At 37.1% G+C, this 23,716-nt stretch carries 19 protein-coding genes; 3 read left to right on the top strand and 16 right to left on the bottom strand.

What is annotated here, in order from left to right:
- Nucleotides 1-13 precede the first annotated feature (13 nt).
- Nucleotides 14-1,543 (bottom strand): glutamine-hydrolyzing GMP synthase, encoded by a 1,530-nt coding sequence (gene guaA, locus KKG99_14155; protein ID MBU1014139.1) that lies wholly within the window; start codon nt 1,541-1,543, stop codon nt 14-16.
- A 135-nt stretch (nt 1,544-1,678) separates the two neighbouring features.
- Here guaA and KKG99_14150 point away from each other — a divergent pair, with 135 nt between their 5' ends.
- Entirely contained in the window at nt 1,679-3,043 is a 1,365-nt protein-coding gene (locus KKG99_14150) for an alpha/beta hydrolase (protein ID MBU1014138.1), read from the top strand.
- Here KKG99_14150 and KKG99_14145 read toward each other — a convergent pair.
- From KKG99_14145 to KKG99_14115, 7 genes are all read right to left on the bottom strand, one after another.
- Nucleotides 3,040-4,659, bottom strand: a complete 1,620-nt coding sequence (locus KKG99_14145; protein ID MBU1014137.1) for a M23 family metallopeptidase — start codon at nt 4,657-4,659, stop codon at nt 3,040-3,042. The two genes, KKG99_14150 and KKG99_14145, sit on opposite strands and share 4 nt — an antisense overlap.
- Nucleotides 4,660-4,955: 296 nt before the next feature.
- Nucleotides 4,956-5,738 (bottom strand): TonB family protein, encoded by a 783-nt coding sequence (locus KKG99_14140; protein MBU1014136.1) that lies wholly within the window; start codon nt 5,736-5,738, stop codon nt 4,956-4,958.
- A gap of 144 nt (nt 5,739-5,882) precedes the next feature.
- Nucleotides 5,883-6,971 (bottom strand): glycine cleavage system aminomethyltransferase GcvT, encoded by a 1,089-nt coding sequence (gene gcvT / locus KKG99_14135; GenBank protein MBU1014135.1) that lies wholly within the window; start codon nt 6,969-6,971, stop codon nt 5,883-5,885.
- A 69-nt stretch (nt 6,972-7,040) separates the two neighbouring features.
- Nucleotides 7,041-7,544: a dihydrofolate reductase gene (locus tag KKG99_14130; protein ID MBU1014134.1), complete on the bottom strand. Its 504-nt coding sequence runs from the start codon at nt 7,542-7,544 to the stop codon at nt 7,041-7,043.
- 96 nt (nt 7,545-7,640) lie between these two features.
- The gene (locus KKG99_14125) at nt 7,641-8,465 is read right to left on the bottom strand and encodes a thymidylate synthase (GenBank protein MBU1014133.1); all 825 of its coding nucleotides are present in this window, start codon (nt 8,463-8,465) and stop codon (nt 7,641-7,643) included.
- 118 nt (nt 8,466-8,583) lie between these two features.
- A complete protein-coding gene (locus KKG99_14120; protein ID MBU1014132.1) occupies nt 8,584-10,101 on the bottom strand; it encodes a Na+ dependent nucleoside transporter in 1,518 nt (505 codons plus the stop codon).
- A 157-nt stretch (nt 10,102-10,258) separates the two neighbouring features.
- Nucleotides 10,259-10,843 (bottom strand): bifunctional nuclease family protein, encoded by a 585-nt coding sequence (locus tag KKG99_14115; GenBank protein ID MBU1014131.1) that lies wholly within the window; start codon nt 10,841-10,843, stop codon nt 10,259-10,261.
- A 1,261-nt stretch (nt 10,844-12,104) separates the two neighbouring features.
- On the opposite strand from KKG99_14115, the gene gcvP reads away from it, so the two are divergent.
- Nucleotides 12,105-14,972 (top strand): aminomethyl-transferring glycine dehydrogenase, encoded by a 2,868-nt coding sequence (gcvP, locus tag KKG99_14110; protein ID MBU1014130.1) that lies wholly within the window; start codon nt 12,105-12,107, stop codon nt 14,970-14,972.
- Between the two features lie 71 nt (nt 14,973-15,043).
- Here the strand turns inward: gcvP and KKG99_14105 are convergent, their stop codons facing one another.
- From KKG99_14105 to dapA, 8 genes are all read right to left on the bottom strand, one after another.
- Nucleotides 15,044-15,913 carry a CPBP family intramembrane metalloprotease gene (locus KKG99_14105; GenBank protein ID MBU1014129.1) on the bottom strand — a complete coding sequence of 290 codons (870 nt, stop codon included), beginning with the start codon at nt 15,911-15,913 and terminating at the stop codon, nt 15,044-15,046.
- A gap of 23 nt (nt 15,914-15,936) precedes the next feature.
- Nucleotides 15,937-16,779, bottom strand: a complete 843-nt coding sequence (locus KKG99_14100) for a hypothetical protein (GenBank protein MBU1014128.1) — start codon at nt 16,777-16,779, stop codon at nt 15,937-15,939.
- 227 nt (nt 16,780-17,006) lie between these two features.
- On the bottom strand, nt 17,007-17,462 hold the full coding sequence (locus tag KKG99_14095; GenBank protein ID MBU1014127.1) for an arginine repressor: 456 nt from the start codon (nt 17,460-17,462) through the stop codon (nt 17,007-17,009).
- Between the two features lie 398 nt (nt 17,463-17,860).
- A complete protein-coding gene (locus KKG99_14090; protein ID MBU1014126.1) occupies nt 17,861-18,466 on the bottom strand; it encodes a GNAT family N-acetyltransferase in 606 nt (201 codons plus the stop codon).
- A 192-nt stretch (nt 18,467-18,658) separates the two neighbouring features.
- Nucleotides 18,659-19,876, bottom strand: a complete 1,218-nt coding sequence (locus KKG99_14085) for an aminotransferase class I/II-fold pyridoxal phosphate-dependent enzyme (GenBank protein ID MBU1014125.1) — start codon at nt 19,874-19,876, stop codon at nt 18,659-18,661.
- Nucleotides 19,877-20,252: 376 nt separating this feature from the next.
- Nucleotides 20,253-21,014 (bottom strand): SDR family oxidoreductase, encoded by a 762-nt coding sequence (locus KKG99_14080; GenBank protein MBU1014124.1) that lies wholly within the window; start codon nt 21,012-21,014, stop codon nt 20,253-20,255.
- 24 nt (nt 21,015-21,038) lie between these two features.
- Nucleotides 21,039-21,956 carry a homoserine kinase gene (locus tag KKG99_14075; GenBank protein MBU1014123.1) on the bottom strand — a complete coding sequence of 306 codons (918 nt, stop codon included), beginning with the start codon at nt 21,954-21,956 and terminating at the stop codon, nt 21,039-21,041.
- Nucleotides 21,953-22,831: a 4-hydroxy-tetrahydrodipicolinate synthase gene (gene dapA / locus KKG99_14070; protein MBU1014122.1), complete on the bottom strand. Its 879-nt coding sequence runs from the start codon at nt 22,829-22,831 to the stop codon at nt 21,953-21,955. Before dapA ends, KKG99_14075 begins: the two co-directional genes overlap by 4 nt.
- A 237-nt stretch (nt 22,832-23,068) precedes the next feature.
- Here dapA and KKG99_14065 point away from each other — a divergent pair, with 237 nt between their 5' ends.
- Nucleotides 23,069-23,644, top strand: coding sequence for a hypothetical protein (locus KKG99_14065; protein MBU1014121.1), 576 nt, complete (start codon nt 23,069-23,071; stop codon nt 23,642-23,644).
- Nucleotides 23,645-23,716: the final 72 nt, after the last annotated feature.

Here is a 23,716-nt window from a genome sequence, read left to right as displayed (position 1 = left end):
TTTTATAAATTGTTTATTCCCATTCAATAGTGGCAGGAGGTTTTGAACTAATGTCATATACCACCCTGTTTACACCCTTAACTTTATTAATGATTTCGTTCGAAATTTTAGCCAAAAACTCATAGGGTAAATGCGACCAATCTGCTGTCATCCCATCTGTTGAGCCAACAGCCCTTAGTGCCACAACACTTTCATAGGTTCGTTCATCACCCATTACCCCAACAGATTGGATGGGTAATAATATTGCTCCTGCTTGCCAAATCGTATGGTAAAGATTATGCTTTTTCAATCCTTCAATATAGAGATAATCTACCTCCTGTAAAACCCTGACTTTTTCGGCTGTAATTTCACCCAAAATACGAATTCCCAATCCCGGACCGGGGAATGGATGCCTGCCCAGTATATTGTCGTCCATGCCGAGTGCCTTGCCAATTTTTCTGACTTCGTCCTTAAATAAAGTATTCAGAGGCTCAACAATTTTCAATTTCATAAAGTCGGGCAATCCACCTACGTTATGATGCGATTTAATAGTGGCAGAAGGTCCGTTTACCGAAACTGATTCAATAACATCAGGGTAAATTGTTCCTTGAGCCAACCATTTAACATCTTCTATTTTATGCGCCTCTTGGTCAAAAACATCAATAAAAGTACTTCCAATTATTTTTCGCTTCGTTTCCGGATCGCTCACCCCTGCCAAATTATTAAGGAAACGATCCTTAGCGTCTACACCTTTAATGTTCAGACCCATATGTTTGTATTGTTCAAGCACTTCCTCAAACTCATTTTTCCTCAATAATCCATTATCAACAAAAATACAATGAAGCTTTGTGCCGATGGCTTTATGTAAAAGAACCGCTGCAACAGATGAGTCGACACCTCCCGATAAACCTAAAACTACTTTATCATCAGCTAATTTCATTTTGAGACCACTTATCGTAGTTTCGATAAAAGAATCGGGGGTCCATGAACCTTTACATCCACAAATATCGATAATGTAGTTTTTTAAAAGCTCTTTTCCTTCCTCAGAATGATAAACTTCGGGATGAAATTGAATGCCATAAGTTTGCTCACCGTCAACCTGGTAGCCGGCAACCTCAACATCGTTGGTACTGGTGATGATTTTAAAGTTTTTAGGCATGGATAAAATGGTATCGCCATGCGACATCCACACCTGGCTCCCAAGTGTCATATTTCTCAGAAGCGCATTTTCTTTATCTATAAAACCCAAATTTGCTCTCCCATATTCCCTCACTTCCGAGCGCATTAATTTTCCACCTTCTGCCTTCGCCAAATATTGTGCACCATAGCAAACACCTAATAATGGATAAACTCCTCTGATTTTTGATAAATCAGGATTTGGTGCATCTTCGTCCATTACTGAATATGGACTACCCGACAACACAACCCCCTTCACATTTTTCGAAAACACCGGAATTTTATTGAATGGATGTATCTCGCAATAAACATTTAATTCCCTGACCCTACGTGCAATAAGCTGTGTATATTGCGATCCAAAGTCTAAAATAATAATGGTTTCTTCCATGCTGCAAAGATATTTATTTTTTAGTAGAAACTTTAATTAGAAATGAACAGAATCATAATTAACCTGAAGGAAATTTTCACACTTTAATTAAAATCGTAAATTATATTGTAATTTAGTGTGATAATTAATATCAGGATGGCCAAAAGAAAATTTTCACGTAAGAAAAGCAAGAAAAAAGCCAGCTCAGGTGGCGTAAAGTATATCAGAATTATTTTAATAATACTGATACTAATCATAGCATTGGGCTACCTGAGTTATAGAGGATGGAACTCTAAACAAACGACTGATCTGCAATCCTCATCAACGGTAATAAATACCTCAAAAGGGCCTATAGAGTATTTCAGCAAAGGTGAAGGCCAGATAATTCTGTTGTCGCATATGGAAGGATCCGGTGCAGATAATATTAAACTTTTTGATGGATTTACTGCTTCCGGATATAGAATAATTTGCCCTTCACGTCCGGGGTATTTAAATACTCCGTTGAATGAAAATGCAGATTATGCTCAGCAAGCCGATTTATTTGCCGAACTATTGCAGATGCTAAACATTAACGAAAAAGTAGTTGTTGTTGGTGTTTCTGCAGGTGGGCCGCCGGCGATTGAATTTACAAAAAAATATCCCGGAAAATCAAAGGCTTTAATACTGATTAATGCAGCAATCAATCAAATTGATTCAACAGCGAATTTGGCTAACGCGATGAGATTAAAATCAATTCCACTCTTGGATGAAAAATCAGATATCGCTTCCTGGTTGGTTTACTATCTTGCCAAATACAATACGCGAAACTTTATTGCTTCTTTATTGGAGAAAAACAGTAAATACGCTCCGGCAGATCGAGAAATGAAAGTTGCAGAATTAGTAAATGTGGCAGGCGCGAAAGAGGATTTATTGAGCTATTTGGAATGTATTTCAATTTACAGCAAAAGATCTGAAGGATTAAAAAATGACTTGAGTAACTTATCTACTTATAAAACCGGAACCGGGAAGATAAGAATCCCCATGCTCATTATTCATAGTAAAACCGACAATGTAATTGAGTTTTCTGATGTCGAAAAATTTAAAAAGAATGCTGATAATGCCGAATTATATTCGTATGAAGGTAATGGTCACGCAATTTGGCTTGAAGAGGACCTGAAAAACATCACTGCAAAAACCATTGATTTTATAAAAAACAGCAAGGAAGCGATCCCTTATGATATTGGGCTCACGGGCACCACATGGGTAAACAAATCGAATGGAGCACTTTTACTGATAAAAAGTGATGGAAACTTCAATCTTGATTTTCCCTCGGTAGATTCAAAGAAATTCTACGAGGGAAAGGTAATCGTTGTTGATGATCAAATCAGTTTTACATATAACCAGGGTAATGAAACCTGTGCAAACATTGCCGGTACTTACAAGTTTATTTTAGCTGATGACAATCTGGAATTAAAAGCCTTGAACGATGACTGTAAAACCCGTAAGCAACATTTTACGAGAGGCTGGTTTAAAATTGATTAATATTCAATCTCTGCCTTATAAATCGCCGTATTATCTTTTGCATCTTTAACTTCCAACCTGAATTGGTTCTTCCCCTTTTTCATCCTTTCATCAATCTGATAGCTCAATTTATCATTTTTGGGATCATAATCCATCAATATCCATTGATTGTTCAATGTTGCGCGATACGATCGAATACCCGACAGCTCATCCTTAATCAAAAAATTGATAAACCGTAATGTCGCGATATTTTTCCCATTATTAATATTCAAAGGAGTAATTTCAGGTCGGATTGTATCAACCACAACCATAAAATTTCCAAAATTTGATGCTTTGCCAACCACAAAGCCATCATCGTAAAACCCGCCAACTGCACTAACTCCGTTCTTATTTAATTGAGCGATCAATACTTTTCCCTGTAGCTGTTTAGGTAGGTTATTTGTGGTAATTTTAATATCATAAGATTTATGTACCGGAAAATTTTCAGTGTGAATTTTATGAAGCGCCGAATAAGAACCTTTAGGTGAGTCATCCTTTTGATATTCAAATTTAAAAGAGCGGTAGAAAGTGCCTTTGCCGAAATCTAACTTTACACTGTCAGTTTCGAATTTATTTTCGGAGTTGTAAACAAACCAATGATCCATATCGCTTACTACACTCTCAATGTTATCGCCAGGTGGAATTGATTTAAGAACCCCGGTAATTTGTGAAAGATTACCTGCAGCATCTTTCAACTCATATTTAAAATTATGGTAGCATGAATCGGTAAAATTGTAAATTCCCTGATCAAGCACCTCACCATAGATACTCAATCGGTTTCCTGGATCAATAATGCTTCTTTGATAACGCTTTTTATTTTGAATATATTCGGCATAATCGATGAAGCTGTTAATATATTTAGTTTCATCAAATGAAAATTTTTCGAGCTGATGCGAATAGATGAGTGTCGAGTCAATCCAAAGCTGAATTGAATAGACTCCGTTTTTATTATTTGAATCGTCCTGCAAATCATAAGCATTGATCCCAAATCCGATCTTACCGGAAACCTGCAACGTATCATATTTTACAATTTTATGATTCAAACCCCAACCCTTAACTTCAATATCTAATGTCTTTGGACGTTTATTTACGCTGCTGTTTTCATTTACCGGATAGATTCTCAATCCTAAAATCCTGGGCCTGGTGATATCCTTCACCATAAAACCAAAAAGCAAAGGATTAATCGGTAATTCCGATCTGCTGTCCCTAATCTCAAAATGAAGATGAGCCCCGTCCGATCCACCTGAATTTCCTGATTTTGCTATGATTTCGCCTTTTTTAACAACAAACATATCCCTTGGTGGATACAGGTTTACCGTGAATTGCTCTTTTTTATATTGTTGTGATTTCACATAAATGCCAATACTATCGGAAAATGCGCTAAGATGACCATAAACAGAAGTATATCCATTGGGGTGGTTCACATAAAGTGCTTTTCCAAATCCGGTTCCTGAGACGCTTATTCTGGAAATATATCCATCAGCAACTGCATGTATATTCTGTCCTTCTACTCCCTGGGTTTTAATGTCGATGCCTGAATGAAAGTGATTTGAGCGCAATTCACCAAAAGTTCCTGACAATAAAATTCGAAATTCCACGGGGGAACCAAAATAGTTAGTTGGATATTTTTGCTGGGCACTCAGATTCATGCACAGGAAGAAACTCAATAGTAAGAAAGGAAACTTATACATCGTTTATACAAATATGATTTATAGATTTTAAGATTTATTTAGGTATTGAGAATTTTGATGAGCCATAGTTTCATCAATACTTTAACAACTTCAGTCAAAATTAAATAAATAAACCGACAAAACAGAGATACCTAACGCTTCATAAATAAAATGAACAAAGCAATAGGTATCATTGAAAATTGCCGGGCAAAGAGTTATGGCAATTATAAACTGAAGCTGACATTTAATGTAATAATATCCCGAACCGGTTTCCCCTTATTCGTTGCCGGATACCATTTAGGAATAAGGCTAATCACCCTTAAGGCTTCTTCATCCAATAATGGATTTACACCATTCACAATTCTGGCATCCTGCACTCTGCCATTTTCATCTACTACAAAAGAAGCATATACTTTACCTTGTATTTTTTCCGCTTCTGCTTGTTTCGGATAAATCATATTTTTTTCAATGAATTTATCCAACATCGGCTGACCACCCGGATATCTGGCCGGATAGGATAATTGAGAATAAAATAACTGGCCATTTATGATCTGTAAACTAGAAAGTAAAGAGTCATTTTGGTCATAAAAATCAATCTTTTCACGCGTTCCACACTTATCCTTTTGAATAATCTCATATTGTTTAGTTAGAAGAAACGGCACCAAAGAATCATATTTACTCTCTAACATTTTTGTTTCAGAAATACAATACTTTTTATACAATGAATCTGCTTCCATATCTTCATAAAATGCAGCCATATACATACATTCGCAAAACCCGCATTCATCATTTAAATTCAAACGGGTAAGTGCCTTATTAAAATAAGCATCAACATTAGGGTAAACTTCCAGGGCCGCATTAAACAAGGTATCAGCCTTTTCTAAATTTCCTAATTCAAGTTGTTTGATTCCTTCACTTACAAAAAATTGACTCCTCATATCCTGAGCATTAATTATTGCTGAGGATAAAAGGAACATAAATGTGGCTGTAACTAGTTTTAATTTCATCTGTTTATTTTTTATTTCTCAACGATCAGATGCCTGCCTGTCGGCAGACAGGGAACTAACCATGATAAAATAATCATTTTCGTGTGTGTTAAAATTATGATTATTTTATCATAGACGTTCCATTTTCTTAAATTGAGGTTTATATTATCCTTTATAGAATGGCAATTTAACAACCTTGGCTTTTAATAGTTTATCTCTAACCTTAATATAAATTTCCATATCCTGCTTGCTATAACCAGTTTTGATATAACCCATTCCTATGCCAACTTTTAACATCGGGCTCATGGTTCCCGAGGTAACTTCTCCGATCACATTTCCGTCTGCATCGCAAATTTCGTAATGCTGACGTGGAATACCTTTATCGATCATTTCAAAAGCAGTCAATTTCCTGCTCACACCTTCAGCTTTCTGTTTTTCCAAGAGTGCCCTATCGATAAAATCATTTCCGTCAACAAATTTAGTAATCCACCCCAGGCCAGCTTCTATAGGCGAAGTGGTATCATCAATGTCATTTCCATATAAACAGAATCCCATTTCCAATCTAAGGGTATCGCGTGCAGCCAACCCAATAGGTTTAATGCCAAATTCTTTACCGGCCTCCATCAAAGCCTGATAAATTCTGGGGCCATCATTGTTTTCCATATAAATTTCACATCCACCGGAACCGGTATACCCGGTAGTCGAAAATATGACGTCCTCAACTCCTGCCAGCATCAGTTTTTGGAAAGTGTAATACTCCATATCAACAACATTTGAGGTAGTTAATTTCTGCATTACTTTTAAGGCATTTGGCCCCTGAATTGCTAATTGTGCAATCTCATCAGATGCATTGTACAATTTTGCACCCATTGTATTTTGCTTATTGCACCAGGCCCAATCTTTATCAATATTGGCTGCATTTACAACCAATAAATAGGTTTCTTCATTTATTCGATAGGTCAAAAAATCATCTACAATACCACCTTTACCATTAGGAAAACAGGTATATTGGATTTTACCATCCGTAAGTTTAGCAACATCATTAGTTGATATTTTTTGCACAAACTCAAATGCTTTTGGCCCTTTTACCCAAAATTCGCCCATATGCGAAACATCAAAAACGCCTACTCCTTTGCGAACGGTTTCATGCTCAATATTAATTCCTTCAAAGGTTACGGGCATATTATAACCGGCAAAAGGTACCATTTTTGCTCCTAACGACTCGTGGATACTTGTAAATGCAGTAGTTTTCATTATAAATTAATTTAAATTATTTTTTTGCAAATTTATAAAATAGTATTACATATTTAGGCATTATAGCTATTATGTTTTTTGCAGACTATTTCGTTCGTATACGATAAATGAATAGGTAAAATCATTTTGTGTATCATCGTTCACATCAATACGCTCAATTATTTTCCAATCACTGAAATCAACTTCAAAAAAAGTATCGGCTTCAAAGTCTTTATGTACAAGCGTTAAATAAAACTTATTTGCGTATGGTAAGAACTGCTTGTAAATCGAACCACCTCCAATAATAAAGCTTTCTTCAGTTTCGCTGCAATGCTCAATAGCTTCTTCGATTGAATAAACGGTGGTACAACCTTCAAAGCTTTTCCCCTTTTTATCAGTAATAACGATATTACTTCTTTTAGGTAAAGGCCCGTTAGGCAATGAGTGTAGTGTTCTTTCACCCATAATCACCTGATGGCCCCTTGTTTTTTCTTTAAACCATTGAAAATCTTTGGAAATGTGCCAAAGCAGGTCGTTGTTTTTCCCGATGGCATGGTTTTGTGCAATGGCAACGATGATAGATATTTGTTTCATTGATTTCAGCGTATATAATTAGTTTTTGGGGTTAGAATAAGTCACTTAATATTTCTATTTCACATCTTCAAATTATCACATTTTCAAATCTTCAAATTAGACAGAGATCTCTCCCTTAATCCCCGGATGACAAAAATAATTCACCAACTCAAAGTCCTTATATTTAAAGTCGAAAATATTTTTAATCGCCGGATTTAATTTCATTTCAGGCAGTGGATAAAAACTCCTGCTTAATTGTAATTTCACCTGATCAATATGGTTCAAATAGATATGTGCATCGCCAAAGGTGTGAATGAATTCTCCGGGCTGCAGATCACAAACCTGGGCAATCATCATCGTAAATAAAGCATAAGACGCAATATTAAAAGGAACTCCTAAAAAGATATCCGCTGAGCGTTGATATAATTGACAACTCAATTTTCCATCGGCAACATAAAACTGAAACCAGGCGTGACACGGAGGTAAAGCAGCTTTTCCATCGGCAACATTTTCTGCAAATGTTTTAGTATTGTCAGGCAAAACACTTGGGTTCCATGCCGCAATGATATGCCGTCTGCTATCCGGAGTTTTTTTGATTTGTTCTATTAAACCGCTCACCTGATCAATCCCCTCACTATTCCAGTTACGCCACTGATGACCATAAATCGGACCCAGATCCCCTTTTTCATTGGCCCAATCATTCCATATGTTAACTTTATTCTCTTTTAAATACTGAATATTGGTATCGCCTTTCAAAAACCATAGCAATTCATGAATGATCGAACGCAAATGTAATTTTTTGGTCGTCATCATGGGAAATCCTTTTGATAAATCAAATCGCATCTGATAACCAAAAACACTTATAGTACCCGTTCCGGTTCTGTCGGTCTTTTTGTTCCCATTATCCAGTACAAATTGTAATAAATCAAAATATTGCCTCATGATTTTTCTTTAATTTTATTAGTCAAACATTTCACTCATCACTCATCACTCATCACTCATCACTCATCACTCATAACTCATCACTCATCACTCATAACTCATAACTCATAACTCATAACTATCCCAAAATCATCCCAATAATGGTGGCTGATAAAAGCGAAGCCAGCGCCCCTCCCATTAATGCTTTAAAACCAATTTTGGACAAGGTTGTCCGTTTGCCCGGAGCCAGAGCTCCAATACCGCCAAGCTGTATCCCGATGGAACTAAAATTGGCAAATCCACATAAAATATAGGTGGCAATAATGACTGATTTTTCATTTGCAAAAATCCCCGATGCCATAAAATCCTTCAAGCTTGTATAAGCTATGAATTCGTTTAAAATAATTTTCTCACCTAATAATTGGCCAACCAAAGTAATATCAGCTGTCGGGACTCCAATCAACCACATCAGCGGAGCCATGGCATAGCCCAAAATAAATTGCAGGCTGAACGAATCGAAGCGACCATTTGTGAATGTTGCAACCCAGCCATTAATTTCTGTCCAGACTCCAATTTTAAAAAAGATGAAATTTAACATCGAGATAAATGCTAAAAATGCCAATAACATTGCTCCAACATTAACTGCCAGCTTTACACCATCGGTGGTTCCGTTGGTAATGGCTTCCAGTATATTGCTTCCAATCTTTTCCTTTGAAACCTCCACTTTATTTGAAATTTCTTCGGTTTGTGGTATCAACAATTTTGCCATCACAACAGCTCCCGGAGCTGCCATCACCGATGCGGTGATTAAATGTTTGGCGAATAAAATTTGTTCGACCGGATTTGTACCTCCCAAAAATTTAATATAAATCGCCAAAACTCCGCCTGCAATGGTAGCCATGCCGCCAACCATAACCAACATCAATTCCGATTTGGTCATTCGCTCCAGGTAAGCTTTGATCAATAAAGGGGATTCGGTTTGACCTAAAAAAATATTACCGGCAGCAGATAAACTTTCGGCTCCGGAAAGGTTGAGCAATCGGGTCATCACCCAGGCAAAAACCTTAACCACTCCCTGAATAATCCCAAAATAATAAAGAACAGAGGAAAGGGCAGAGAAGAATACAATGGTTGGCAAGATTTGAAATGCAAACATAAACCCAACCTTATCCTGATTAATCAAATCACCAAAGAGAAATACACTTCCGTCTTCAGTAAATTTCAGAACCATGATGAACATTTTACCTACAAATTCGATCAGTGATTGGATAGCCGGAACTTTTAGCACCAGGATGGCAATTACGATTTGAAAAGCTAAACCTCCCAATACAGTTCTGATTGCGATACTTTTACGATTTGAGCTCAATAAAAATCCAATGAGCAAAACTGAAAATATTCCAAGCATACCCCGTAAAAGTGAGATGAGTGAAAACCCTATGCTTTTTACCTGAGTTTGCTCAGGCGTCGCAATGACTTCGGTTTGTTGAAGCACTGTTGTAGAATCACTAATGACAATGGCGTTACTAAGCGTGGTATCAACTATATTAGTTGAAGAAGCGGCGGTATCCTGCCCAACAATAATCCCGGTAATTAATAATAATATTGAAAAGCCGGTCGCTATTAAAAAAACCTTGTTTGATAAGAATTTAAAGCTCATACATGCAATATTAGAATTTAAATAACTGTAGTTAAATCGTTTGTGAGATCTCTGCCAATGTGTTTTTATTTGAAATATTTGATCCTTTTAAACAAAAAAATTTGCGAAACGCAAATCAATAAACAAGCAACTCATTTCTTACTTGAGCGTCCGGCCTTTAGGATTTTTTCTTTCTTTGAATTTCATCCCGAATTACCGATGCCTTCTCATACTCTTCATTATCAATTGCCTCCTTTAACATTTTATTTAAATCGCTAAGGGTATAATCGGCATAATCAGAATCGTGTGTTTTAACATTTACTTTTTTCTCTTTCAAACCTGCAGTCTTGGTTTCATCAAGTAAAACACCTGCTTCGGTCAATAACTTCTCATTTGTATAGATGGGGCATTTAAAACGAATTGCAAGCGCAACTGCATCCGAGGTACGGGCATCTATTTCGCTTTCAATATTATCGTTCACACAAATAAGTTTAGCAAAGAAAACCCCGAGTTCAAATTTATCGATGATCACATGTTTGATGGTAACGCCATAATGATCGGCAAAATTCTTAAAAAGATCGTGGGTCAATGGTCGGGAAGGCTTCATCTTTTCCAATTCAATTGCAATTGACTGTGCTTCGAACCCACCGATGATAATTGGCAATCTCCTGTCTCCACCTATTTCCCCCAGTATCAATGCATAAGCTCCGCTTTGAGACTGACTGTAAGACATACCAATAATTTCCAGACGAATGTGCTGCATGATGTAAAATTAACAAACTAAAGCTTTAACGCAAGGTATTAAGGCGTAAAAGTATTAATATTTTCGAATTCGTTATCAACATTTTATCAACAGTAAATTCCGACAAAGGCTATGGGAGTATGTGATCCGTTATATATAAATTTTTCGATACTTGCTCTGCATGTTTTTGTGCCCGGTTTATTTACAGGCTAATATACTTTATATATTGTATATCGTTCGTTCTGCAAAATTGAGAATATAAGAATAGTGCTATTTTTTTTTGCGCTATGAATTAATACAGGGTGGCTGAGCGTAGCCGAAGCCAAATTTACACTATACATATTGAATTGCAACTTGCCTGACGGCAGTCAGGAATGGTGCCGAACTTCTCTCAGCCTCAGCCGAATTAGTTTTTTCCTTAGTTGAAAACTAACTTTTATCTCATGCGATATTAACTTACCCACAATGCCAATCACACAAAACTTCGCACCACATCATCATTTATTTTACATGCTTCGAACAACTTGCGCTATGAATTAATACAGGGTGGCTGAGCGTAGCCGAAGCCAAATTTACCCCAGATATATTGAATTGTAAATGGCGCCAAACTTTTCTCAGCCTCAGCCGAATTAGTTTTTTCCTTAGTTGAAAACTAACTTTTATCTCGTGCGATATTAACTTACCCACAATGCCAATCACACAAAACTTCGCACCACCTACATCATTCATTTTACATACTTCGAACAACTGGAGCTATGAATTAATACAGGATGGCTGAGCGTAGCCGAAGCCAAATTCACACCAGACATATTGAATTACAAATGGCGCCGAACTTCTCTCAGCCTCAGCCAAACTGGTATATACACGAAATATTCTCCGCATATTTAATGAGAATAAAGACATTTTTCACCGCACTTCGGGATTTTTTTTGTTAAATTCAAAATTCGGCCATTAATCTGGCGTCAATGCACATGCCGTCGAGCGGGGGAGTATAATTCTTAATCAACAGCTTATGTCTTTACCGGAAGAATTTATGTGTTAAATATAGTAAAAATATTGATCCCTCATCGTTGCCTCTTGAAATTTAGTTCAGAAAATTTCAACTAAAGCGGCAAATACAGTTAATAACCCACCAGAACATATCATACAGTTAAATATTTTACTGTGAATTTATTCACAAATCTGTAAAAAACGATCCCGATATCAACAAAGATTATTTATCTTTGCCGGCAACAATTAAGTTCATTTTTTCCTACAAATACATAACGATAATATTAATAAAATGATTAAGAATTTTGTTAGCCGGCACAATGGTCCGCGAGAAACCGAAACATTTAAAATGCTTCAAAAAATTAAGGTTGCTTCTTTGGATGCCTTAATCGACGAAACTGTTCCAAGAACCATTCGTCTTAAAAAACCTTTGAATTTACCTTCCGGAATGAATGAGTTTGAATATTTAAATCATATCAAACAAATCGCTTCAAAAAATAAAATCTTCAGAACCTATATAGGTCAAGGATATTACAATACCATTTCGCCTGCGGTAATTATCCGAAATATACTGGAAAACCCGGGATGGTATACTTCTTATACTCCTTATCAGGCAGAAATTTCACAGGGCCGCCTTGAGGCTTTGCTGAATTTCCAAACCATGATTTCGGATTTAACCGGCTTACCCATTGCCAACGCATCATTGCTCGACGAAGCCACTGCAGCTGCCGAAGCCATGATCATGCTATTTAATAGTCGCTCCCGTGCCATGGTAAAAAGCGGTGCTTCACAATTTTTTGTATCCGATACTTTATTTCCTCAAACCATTGATGTACTAAAAAACAGGGCAACTTCGCTTGATATAGGTTTGGTATTTGGCAATCATACCGACTTTGAATTCAACGAAAATATATTTGGTGCCATCGTTCAATATCCTGATCAATTTGGTGCCATTCACGATTTCAGGAAATTTACCGAAAAGGCCCATGAAAGCGGTATCAGTGTTATTGCTGCAGCCGATCTTCTCAGTTTGACTTTGTTAACCCCTCCCGGTGAGTGGGGTGCCGACGTAGTTTTAGGTTCAACCCAACGATTTGGAATTCCGATGGGTTATGGTGGCCCTCATGCTGCTTTCCTTGCTGTTACAGAGGCATTCAAACGAAATATCCCGGGCCGGATCATTGGAATATCACAGGATGCGAATGGAAACCGAGCCTTACGAATGGCCCTGCAAACTCGTGAGCAACATATCAAGCGCGAACGTGCCACTTCAAATATTTGTACTGCTCAGGCCCTGCTTGCAATTATGGCAAGTATGTATGCAGTATATCATGGACCAAGAGGATTGACTGACATAGCCGCAGATATTCATTGTTTGGCTGTTTGTTTGGGAAAAGAAATGATGGTTTATGGGTACGAGCAAGAAAATGAATATTTATTCGATACCTTAAAAGTTAAGTTACCGGAAAATGTTAAGATTGCTGATTTAAGAAAAATTGCCGAAGAACATCAAATAAACTTCAGGTATATTGATGATACCCATATCGGGATCAGCATTGATGAAACTACCGGTCGTCCTGAAGTACAAGAGATTTTATATGTTCTGGCCAAATCAAAAGGAAAACATCTTTTCGACACCCCTATCTGTAAAACCTGTCAGGAAATAAAAGTTCAGGAAAAGCTTCAACGAAGCAGTAAATTCTTAACCAATGAGGTTTTCAACTCTTATCATTCAGAAACTGAAATGATGAGATATATTAAAAAATTGGAAATTAAAGATTTGTCGTTGAATCGTTCGATGATCCCGTTGGGATCGTGCACCATGAAACTAAACGCAGGTGCTGAAATGTTCCCGATCAGTTGGCCCGAATTTGGCGCAATTCATCCTTTTGTGCCTGCCGATCAGGCCGAAGGTTTCTTGGAGTTGGTTGAAAATTTAGGAAAAGATTTGTGCGAAATTACCGGCTTTGCTGCCATATCGTTCATGCCAAATTCAGGAGCTTCAGGAGAATATGCAGGATTAAACGTGATTCGCGAATACCATCGTAGCAGAAATGAATATCATCGTACCATTTGTTTAATTCCATCATCGGCACACGGAACCAATCCTGCAAGTGCAGTTATGGCCGGAATGAAGGTTGTAGTTACCAAATGCGACGAAAATGGTAATATCGACTTAGTGGATTTAAGAGCTAAAGCTGAAGAGCACAAAGATAATTTGGGTGCCTTAATGGTGACTTATCCATCCACCCACGGCGTATTCGAAGAAGGAATTTTGGAAATTATGGATATCATTCACGAAAACGGCGGACAGGTTTATATGGATGGAGCCAATATGAATGCGCAGGTGGGCCTAACAAACCCCGGAGTTATTGGAGCGGATGTTTGCCACTTAAATTTGCATAAAACTTTTGCCATTCCTCACGGTGGTGGTGGACCGGGTGTCGGCCCAATTGGAGTTGCTGCTCATTTGGTCGACTTTTTACCAAAACATATTTATGGTAAAGATGCTAAAGGTACCAGTGCAGTTTCTGCAGCACCTTACGGAAGTGCTTTGGTATTGCCGATTTCCTACGGGTATATCAAATTACTGGGTGGTAAGGGATTGACAGAGGCAACAAAATACGCCATTTTAAATGCCAATTATCTGAAAACATGCCTTGAAGGTCATTACAAGATTTTGTATACCGGAAAACACAACAGGGTTGCCCACGAAATGATATTGGATTGTAATGAATTTTTCAAAACTGCTGATATGCCGGTCATCGATATAGCCAAACGCTTAATGGATTACGGTTTTCATGCACCAACAGTTGCATTCCCTGTTCATGGCACTTTGATGGTTGAGCCAACCGAAAGCGAACCACTTTATGAGTTGAACCGATTTATTGATGCCATGATTTCCATTCGCGAAGAGATTCGGGAAATAGAAAATGGAACTGCTGCAAAGGATAATAATGTGGTTCATAATGCACCTCACACGGCTGAAATGGCAACTTCTGATGATTGGAAGTTCCCCTATTCAAGACAAAAAGCTGTTTATCCAAAACCATGGTCGCATAACGATAAGTACTGGCCAACGGTAACAAAAATCGATGATGCTTTAGGCGACAGGAATTTGATTTGTACTTGTCAGCCCATTGAGAATTATATGGATTAAAAAAATCAATATTGCAAAAAAACCATCCCGAATTTTCAGGATGGTTTTTTTGTTAAAATTTTTTAAATCACTTAAGCATCTTTCTTCGCAGGCACCAGCAACCTTGCCTGACGGCTCATCTTAAATAAAATCAAAAATAAGATGAAGAGAAGGATGCTAACTAAAATAGAGTTTTCAATTCCGGAAACACCTCCTGTAATGATGTCCGATCCTGAAGTTTTAAACTTCAAAAGGTAAGAATCAGCAAATTCGTTTCCACCCGATAACCCATAGCCCAATAAAACTTGTGTTAAGTTCCAGCCAAAATGAAATGTGATTGGTGCTAATAAATTTTTGGTATAGGTATAAAGGATACCAAGAACTATTCCACCGGAGATCGCACTTAAAAAACTCGCTATGCTTGTATTTTCATTAGGTAGGTGCATTACTCCAAAAAGAATGGAAGATGTCAGAAGTGCAACAAGTGTTCCCCAACGACCCTCAATAATATTATAAAATATCCCTCTAAAGAATATTTCTTCAATAATCACCATGCTCATTATTAAAATTCCGTTCACCAATAAGAGTTTAGGTGATATGAATTCGGTCACTTGAATAAAACCTAATAGTATAAAAATGAAATAAACCAATCCAATAAAAAGCACAGAAACGGCAAACCAAAAAACTCCTGACCATGGATTTAGTGCTTTTATATCAAATGGTTTTTGCTTATAAAATTTAGTTAATACATAATGATATAACAATGGCATCAGTATAAAGGCCGAGATGATTGCACGTATTGCCCTGCTTAAGTTTTCATTGAAGCCAATAAATTGGAATAGGCTTTCCAGTATTAATTTATTGATTAGAATAGGTAACAGAATACAAGCCAGACCACAAATAATGATTTTCATTAGAGGGCTAAGCCAAATACTTTTTAGGGATAAATCTGTTTTTTTCATAGCATTGTTTTAATGTTTAAATTTTAACTTGAAGTGAAATAACTTTTTGTTGCATTAATTTTACTTGGCCGGATTGTGGACATCCCTTCCCACTCATCCAGAATGTTATTGGGTGCCATATTATCCTTCAAGCTTGATAATATTTTCGTGAGGGCAAATTCAGAAAACATACCGTTATAAACCATAAACGATAAGTATTTACTTTTACTACTTATGGCCTCAATGATAGATTCATTCTCAATGTTAAGTAAGGCGGATAAGTAATCATAGCCTGGACAGGTAATGGTAAAATACTGAAATGGAGGTTCACTAAGTTTAAGATCGTTTTTCTCGGCGTAAACTATTTCACAGCCTGTGATGGTTATTTCTCGATAGGTTTTTACAATAACCTGAACTCCTTTTTTCGCTGATAGCTCCAAATATGATTTGAGAGTTTCTAAGGGCAACGAGGTACTATCAATTGCAATAATATCTGTTGCATTTTTTATAATAGCCTTGGCTACTTCATACAGTTGTCCAATATTTTCGATTTTAAAAATGCCATGCTGAGCGGGCGATGGTTTTATCTTTTTAAATTCATCCTCAATAAACTTTCGTTTGTTCGTGAAGCTGCTTTCAATTTGATTCAAAAAATTCTCAATTGAAAGTACAGCATATTTTTTCTTCGGCCCCGATTCATCCACAATGCTAACCCCCTTGTTTATAAGCATTTCGAGTGCTTTATAGGTATTGGCAACCGGTTCATTCAAACTCTGTGCAATCCTATATCCTGTTTGATTTGGCATTCTGAGTAATTCAAGATATATTTTGGCCTGAAGTTTACTAAGACCTAATTCCATGAGATAGCTTATATGTGTATCGTTCATATTTTTTATTAGTTGCTTATTACTACTAGCAAATATAATATATATTTTTGATACAATTGACTTAAAAAAAGTAGGAATTTAACAACTCATAAAATGTTTAAAGGCTGAATCAAATCTTTTATTCCTAAAACCGCATTTTTACCCATTAAATTATTTCTATTTTTGGTACACAAAAAAACCATCCCGAATTTTCAGGATGGTTTTTTTGATTTTTATTTAAAAATTAACTAATCTTCATTGTCCGACAGAAGGTTCTCCAAATAAATTTTGAACTTTTCCCGGTCCATATTTTTTTCATTTAAGGCAACGAAAATGGTATCCCTTCCGGCGATTGTTCCTGTAAATAAATCGGAAGGACTGTTATCCATCAAAACCGCCATAGGACTCGCATATCCTGCCAAAGTTCTTACAACGGCCATATGTCCGGAAAATTCGAGGGAAACAAAACCCCTGTTACCTGACTTTGGTTTAGAAGGGGAATCTTTTGGAATAATATAACGATAGGTATTATCGGTGTATGCAACTTTCGAGATTTTCATTTTCTTCAAATCGCGCGACAAAGTTGCCTGGGTTAAACTAAAACCTTCGTCCCGTAAAAGCTTTAGCAAATCATCCTGACTGCTGATAATATTATCGCGAATCATTTCTTTAACCCTGACTTTACGTAGTTGTTTATTATTCATTTAATTGAAAATTAAAGCAAAAATACTGTATAAATATACAATAATTAGATAAATATCAACCTCAATTCGATCTAAGCATTTCTAATGAAACTGGTTCAGTATGTCTAGAATTTAGCCTTTTGAGCTAATAAGACGTTAGAGTTATGAATTATGAGTTATGAATGTGTCTTGTCTTGTGCCTTGAGTCTTGAATCTTGTGTCTTGAGTCTTGAATCTTGAATCTTGCGTCTTGAATCTTGTGTATTGAATCCCTGCCTGCGGCCAGCAGGTTGTGTCTTAAATCCCTGCCTGCGGCCGGCAGGTTGTGTCTTGAATCCCTGCCTGCGGCCGGCAGGTTGTGTCTAATTTCAAACATCTTATATATTACTTGATTAAAACACTATAGCCACGTATAGTTCTTAACTCACCTTAGCATTTTTTTGAACTGCCTGATCATTTAATTCAAGTTCATCCTCAATATTAAAACTAAATGGATTGAACAACATTGCCGTACACAGACATCTGTTATTATTATTTCTCTTTAAGAAATTATAATTAGGGCATTCCGAACATTCTTCCCAAAAAGACTCAGAAGTACTTAATTTATTATAATTAATCGGTTTATAACCATGATGGCTATTAACATTCATTATTTCAGGGCTATTTGTTAAACTAAACAATTTGGCATTTGGATATTTTTTCCTAACCAATTCAAAAGCTTCCCTGATTATCGCTTTAGCGAGCCCTAATTTCCGAAACTGCGGAGCCACAACAATACCCGATATCGATAACAAATTTTTATCCTCTCTCTTTCGTAAATAACAAAACCCGGCCAAACGACCTTGCTTCGTCGCGATTATTGCATCGCCTTTGATGAGCCTCTCATCAATATAGTGTCCCTTCTTTAGATTTAAACCAACACTTTTTTCATTTGTAGCTTGCTCAATCAGAAGTTCTATTTCTCTGGCAAAATGGATATGTTTCTCATTTGAAACTGAAACGATGAATTCTTTAGATACGATCATTGGTATAGGATTGTAATTTTATGCGATTTATTTAGGTTAATTAAGCAAAAATAACAATTAAATGCATATTAATTGAATTTGTATGCATTATTTATGCAATTTATATTCGTTCTAAAAGTGACAAGATTTTAAGCATAAAAAAAGTTGCAGCACACGATGAGTACTGCAACTAACCTAAGTATATGAAGCTGTTTATGACAATAAATTCGCTGCCTTCAAACACACTTCAATTTTTTGAGCCGTGCGTTCGATATCATCGTCTAAACCGACGGAGAAACGAATTAACCCCTCTGACATACCCATTTCCTTTTGCTCACTTTCAGGAACCTCGGAAGAAGTACTTTTGCCGGAGTTACTAAACAATGTTTTAAAATAACCTAAACTTACTGCTAAGTAACCTACTCCTGCTTTTTCCATTAATTCCATTAAATTACCGGCATCATCAGCATTGTTCACATCGATGGCAATCAACCCGCCAAATCCATATTTTTTACTCATGATACTTTTAAATAATTCGTGCTGGGGATGCTCGGGCAAACCCGGATATATTACTTTAAGTCCGGTTTTTTGTAAGAATTGAGCAAGATACATGGCATTATAGCTATGTTGCTTCATGCGGATATGCAAAGTATGTAAGTTCTTTAAAATTGAAGACGAACGCAAAGGATCCAATACCGGGCCCAACAACATTGAAGTACCATTGTTTACATCTATCAATGAACTGATAAATTCAGTAGTTCCACATATAGCACCTGCAACACAATCATTTTTACCATTTATAAATTTGGTCATGCTATACACAACAATATGCGCACCCAGTTTTGCCGGAGAAATGATCATCGGAGTAAAAGTATTATCAACCATCAATTGAATACCGGCCTTATTTGCAATTTCAGCCAATGTTGGAATATCCGAAATTTGAAGCAATGGGTTGGTCATACTTTCAGTATAAACAATTTTGGTATTTTCCTGAATGGCACTTTTAACACGCTCTATGTTCGTTATATCCACAAATGTTACCGTGATATTGAATTTAGGCAGATAATTCTTCAAAAAAGCATAACTTCCTCCGTAAATGGTACGACTAGCCACAATATGATCGCCACTATTACAAATTTGCATGATTGCATTGGTAATGGCCCCCATCCCTGAAGCAGTAACCCAGGCTGCTTCCGTTCCTTCCATTGCAGCCATCGCATCAGCTAAAAATTTATTGCTCGGGTTCCAGTGCCTTGAATATAAGAAGCATCCTTTCTCCTCTCCTGTGAAAGTCTCAAGCATCGTTTTTGCCTGCATAAATGTAAAAGTAGCAGAATCCGTTATCGCAGGATTTACGCCCCCAAACTCACCAAATTGTTCTAAATCCTGAATCTGATTTGCAGGATTAAAGTTCGTCTTTTCTGTCTTCATATGAATATTTAAATTAAGATTGCAAAATTAACAAATCATTCTGAAATAAAATGATTACAATAAATACTCAAAACAAAAAATGAATAATTTATAAAAACAGTAAGTAATAATGCCTGAATCGACAAAATTTATAAGTTTATGAAAATAAAAGACTTGTTTTACTTATAATTTGGAAGTAATTAGGCTGTCCAAAAAGGCTTTTTAAACGGGCAGATTGAGCTTCCACCAAAGGCGGATAAATGTCGAAATCTTGAATCCATTTATAATCAAACATCTCGACTTCCTGCCTGCTGCAGGCAGGCGCTCGATGTGACTATTTTGATTAAATATAAACTTTTTGGACAGCCTGATAAGAAAAAATATATTTTATATATATTTAAGTTCTCAGATATGAAGCCCCATTTACATCGAGAATACAGCCGGTCATGTACTCAACTCCTGATGCCAGCATCACAACTGATTTGGCAATTTCTTCGGGTCGGGCAATTCGTCGGAGTGGACTTTGATCTTTAATTTCCTGCGCATTCGGGCCTTCCATTCCTATAGCGGCCATATCGGTATCAACCCAACCCGGAGCGATGGCATAAACCAGCACTTTTTGCGGTGCCAGTGCTTTTGCCAACGATTGTCCAAATGAGTTTAATCCTGCTTTACTCGCACCATAAGCAGGAGAAGTAGGTTCACCTCTAAAAGCACCTCGTGAAGTAATATTGATGATTTTACCGCCACCAATTTTGATCATATGTTTTGAGAGTAGGAAACAAAGATTTGCAACACCTGTTAAATTTGTATCCATGGTTCGTTTCCAGGATGCAAGCCATTCATCATAATCAAGTGTTGAATAATTAAGTTCTTCATAAATCCCTGCGTTATTTACCAAAATATCAATATGTCCCAATTCCTTCACAAGTTTATCGACCATCGATTTTACAGAATCCGGATTAGCAATATCTGCCTGACAGGTAATGTGACCCGTACCGTCGATTTCAGAAATGAGCCTTTTTGCACTTTCAGCATTTTTATGATAATGTGCAATTACCTTAGCACCCGAGGCGGCGAATTCACTGGCAATGGCTTTACCAATTCCTCTGGATGCGCCTGTTACCAATACATTTAAATTATCAAATCGAATTTCCATATCCGTATTTATTAAATTTTTATTTTAACCGATTATCTGAACTCCCTGATTGCTTGTAGTTGTTTTATAAACTTTTACAAAATAAGGGTTATTTGCAAAACCCTGCTCCATAATATCCGCAACCTCATCCACTTTCTCAGGACTACAAACAGCGATTACCGATGATCCTCCCCCACTGATCTGGCATCCAAAGGCACCTGAACCTATCACTTGTTTTTTAACGATTAGGTATTCCGGAATACTTGCACCTCTTACCGGCTCTGCAATATGATCAACACTGAAGGCCGAACCAAATTCCTGAATATCTTTGGTATGAATGGCATGGATGATGCGTGAACATCTGGCCATTTGCTCCTTTAATTTTTCCTGACCAATTTCGTAAGTGATAAAACCCCTTGTTGTTCGTTGGCTCTTCCGAATTGCAGCCAAAACAACAGGAAATTCTGGCATTTCCAATTTTAATACATCTATCGGATTGTAACTTTTCACCAAAATGAACCCACCCAGTAGCGAAGCAGCCACATTATCGGCATGCGGGGAACCCCCTGAAGCAACCTCCCCCATTCTCGCGATATCGATCATTTCATTCATCGCAAGATTAAGTTTCAGAAGCTTATCTAAACCATAAACCGCTGCTGCGGCACTGGCTCCTGTTGTTCCCATGCCTCCACCAGATTTCATCTGTTTGATGATACGGATGGTCATCCCCTGCTTAAGCTGTTGTCTTTTAAGTAATTCCAATACCGCAAGACCTGCAGTATTGTCGATCAAAGTAGTTGGGATATTCTGGTCATCATTGATAATCTCAATTTTAACTAAACCGCTTTCATCCAAAATAATTTCGATTTCATCGTATGGAAACTTAAGGGCCATGGCGAAAATATCATAGCCGGGCCCAACATTTGCACTGGTAGCAGGTGATTTGATTAAAATCCTGTTCATATTAATTTTCTCTCCAATAGAATGGTTCTGATTTCTTCTACATATTTAGGACTCAAAGGAGTTAAAGGCGGCCTCAAACTACCGGCAGGCAATCCCATTAAAGTAAGTGCTGCCTTTGCCGCCATCGGATTGGTTTCAAACCGGAGAGAATCGAATACTTCAAAATATTCGTGATGAATATTTTCAGCTTCTTTTAATTTTCCTTCAAATATAAAATCTATCATTTTAGCCATGATTCCTGGGACGATATTCCCGGCAACCGTAAAAGTTCCTGCACCTCCCATCAAAGCTGTTGCATAAGCAGTTGTATCTTTTCCTGTAAAGACTTTAAAATCTTCATTGCGGGTGAGGTGAATTACTTGCGATAAATGTCCTAAATCCTTATTGCCGTCTTTTATCCCAACAATATTTGGATGCTTGGCCAGTACGGCAGAAATTTGAGGGGTCAATTCAACACCCGTGCGACCCTTAGCCCCATGCAAGAGAATTGGAACTTCAGAATAATCAGCTAAATCAGCATAAAACTTAATAATTCCATCAGCTTTGGGAAGAACGAAATAAGGGCAAAATACCGAAATATAATCTGCACCTAAATCCTTGTAAACCTTAACCCTTTCTTTAGCAACGTTCAGGTTTTCCGTACAGGTATCAGGAATGATCAAAACCTTTCCTTTTACTTCTTCAGCAATGATCTCAACCACGCGATAAACCTCTTTATCTGTCATTAAGGTATTTTCACCGGTAACACCCAAGGGAGCAATTCCGTGAATCCCAGCTTCGATCTGCCTTTTAACAAGGATTCTCAATCCTTTTTCATCTAAACTTAAATCCTCCAAAAAAGGAGTAATCAATAATGTATATGCACCGTTTTTCATTTCTTTATGTTTTACACAAAGTTCGGGAATATATCAATGTTGGCAAACCTTAATGTGAAATTTTATTTAATTTTCCGGGAATTTATTGAGGGATGGCTTCCCGACAAGGTCGGGACGCCATCCCTTCTTGCAAAGGCGTCCTGACTCGCATCAGCGAGTTCGGGAAGCCATCCCATGATCCAAAGGTGACATTTTATTAAAATCTGTATTAAGTTCAAAACCAAAACATTTTAAAAAATGCCATCAAAAAAAATATTGACCCCAATCATTCCGGGTGCGACATATCATATTTTTAATCGTGGAAACAATCATGAAAAAGTGTTTATTGATCGAATCGATTATGACCTATTCCTGGTCAAATTCAGGCAATATATGACTCCTGTCGCGGATGTTTTTGCTTACGCGCTTCTTCCAAATCATTATCATTTACTATTAAGGATAAATGAAGATATTGAGGGAACGGAATTCAGCCATCAATTTAAACGCTTTATGCTGAGCTATACCAATCTTCTCAATAAAAGAGAGAACCGCTCCGGCAATCTGTTTCTGAATGTATTTAAGCGGTTGAGGGTAACCGAAAAGGATTATCTGATGAGATTGTTGTTTTATATTCATTTCAATCCTCAAAAACATAAAGTACTAGATCGGTTTCAGGATTACGATTACTCATCATATAAATCGCTTATTTCAAATTTGCCGACTTTGTTGAAACGTGAAGAAGTACTTTCGTGGTTTGATGGCAGAGAAGAGTTTATAGCATATCATAAAAACTTGCAAAACGAGGAAGTTTTGAAGCATTTGATCATGGAATAATAAAAGGGATGGCGTCCCTCTTTTCAAGGCTGGGATCAAGGCTGGGATGGCTTCCTCGAAGAGGACGCCATC

The organism is Bacteroidota bacterium (assembly GCA_018816945.1).
Classification (GTDB): Bacteria; Bacteroidota; Bacteroidia; order Bacteroidales.
Note: the sequence above shows the minus strand (reverse complement) of the source record. Positions and strands in the feature narration are given on the sequence as shown.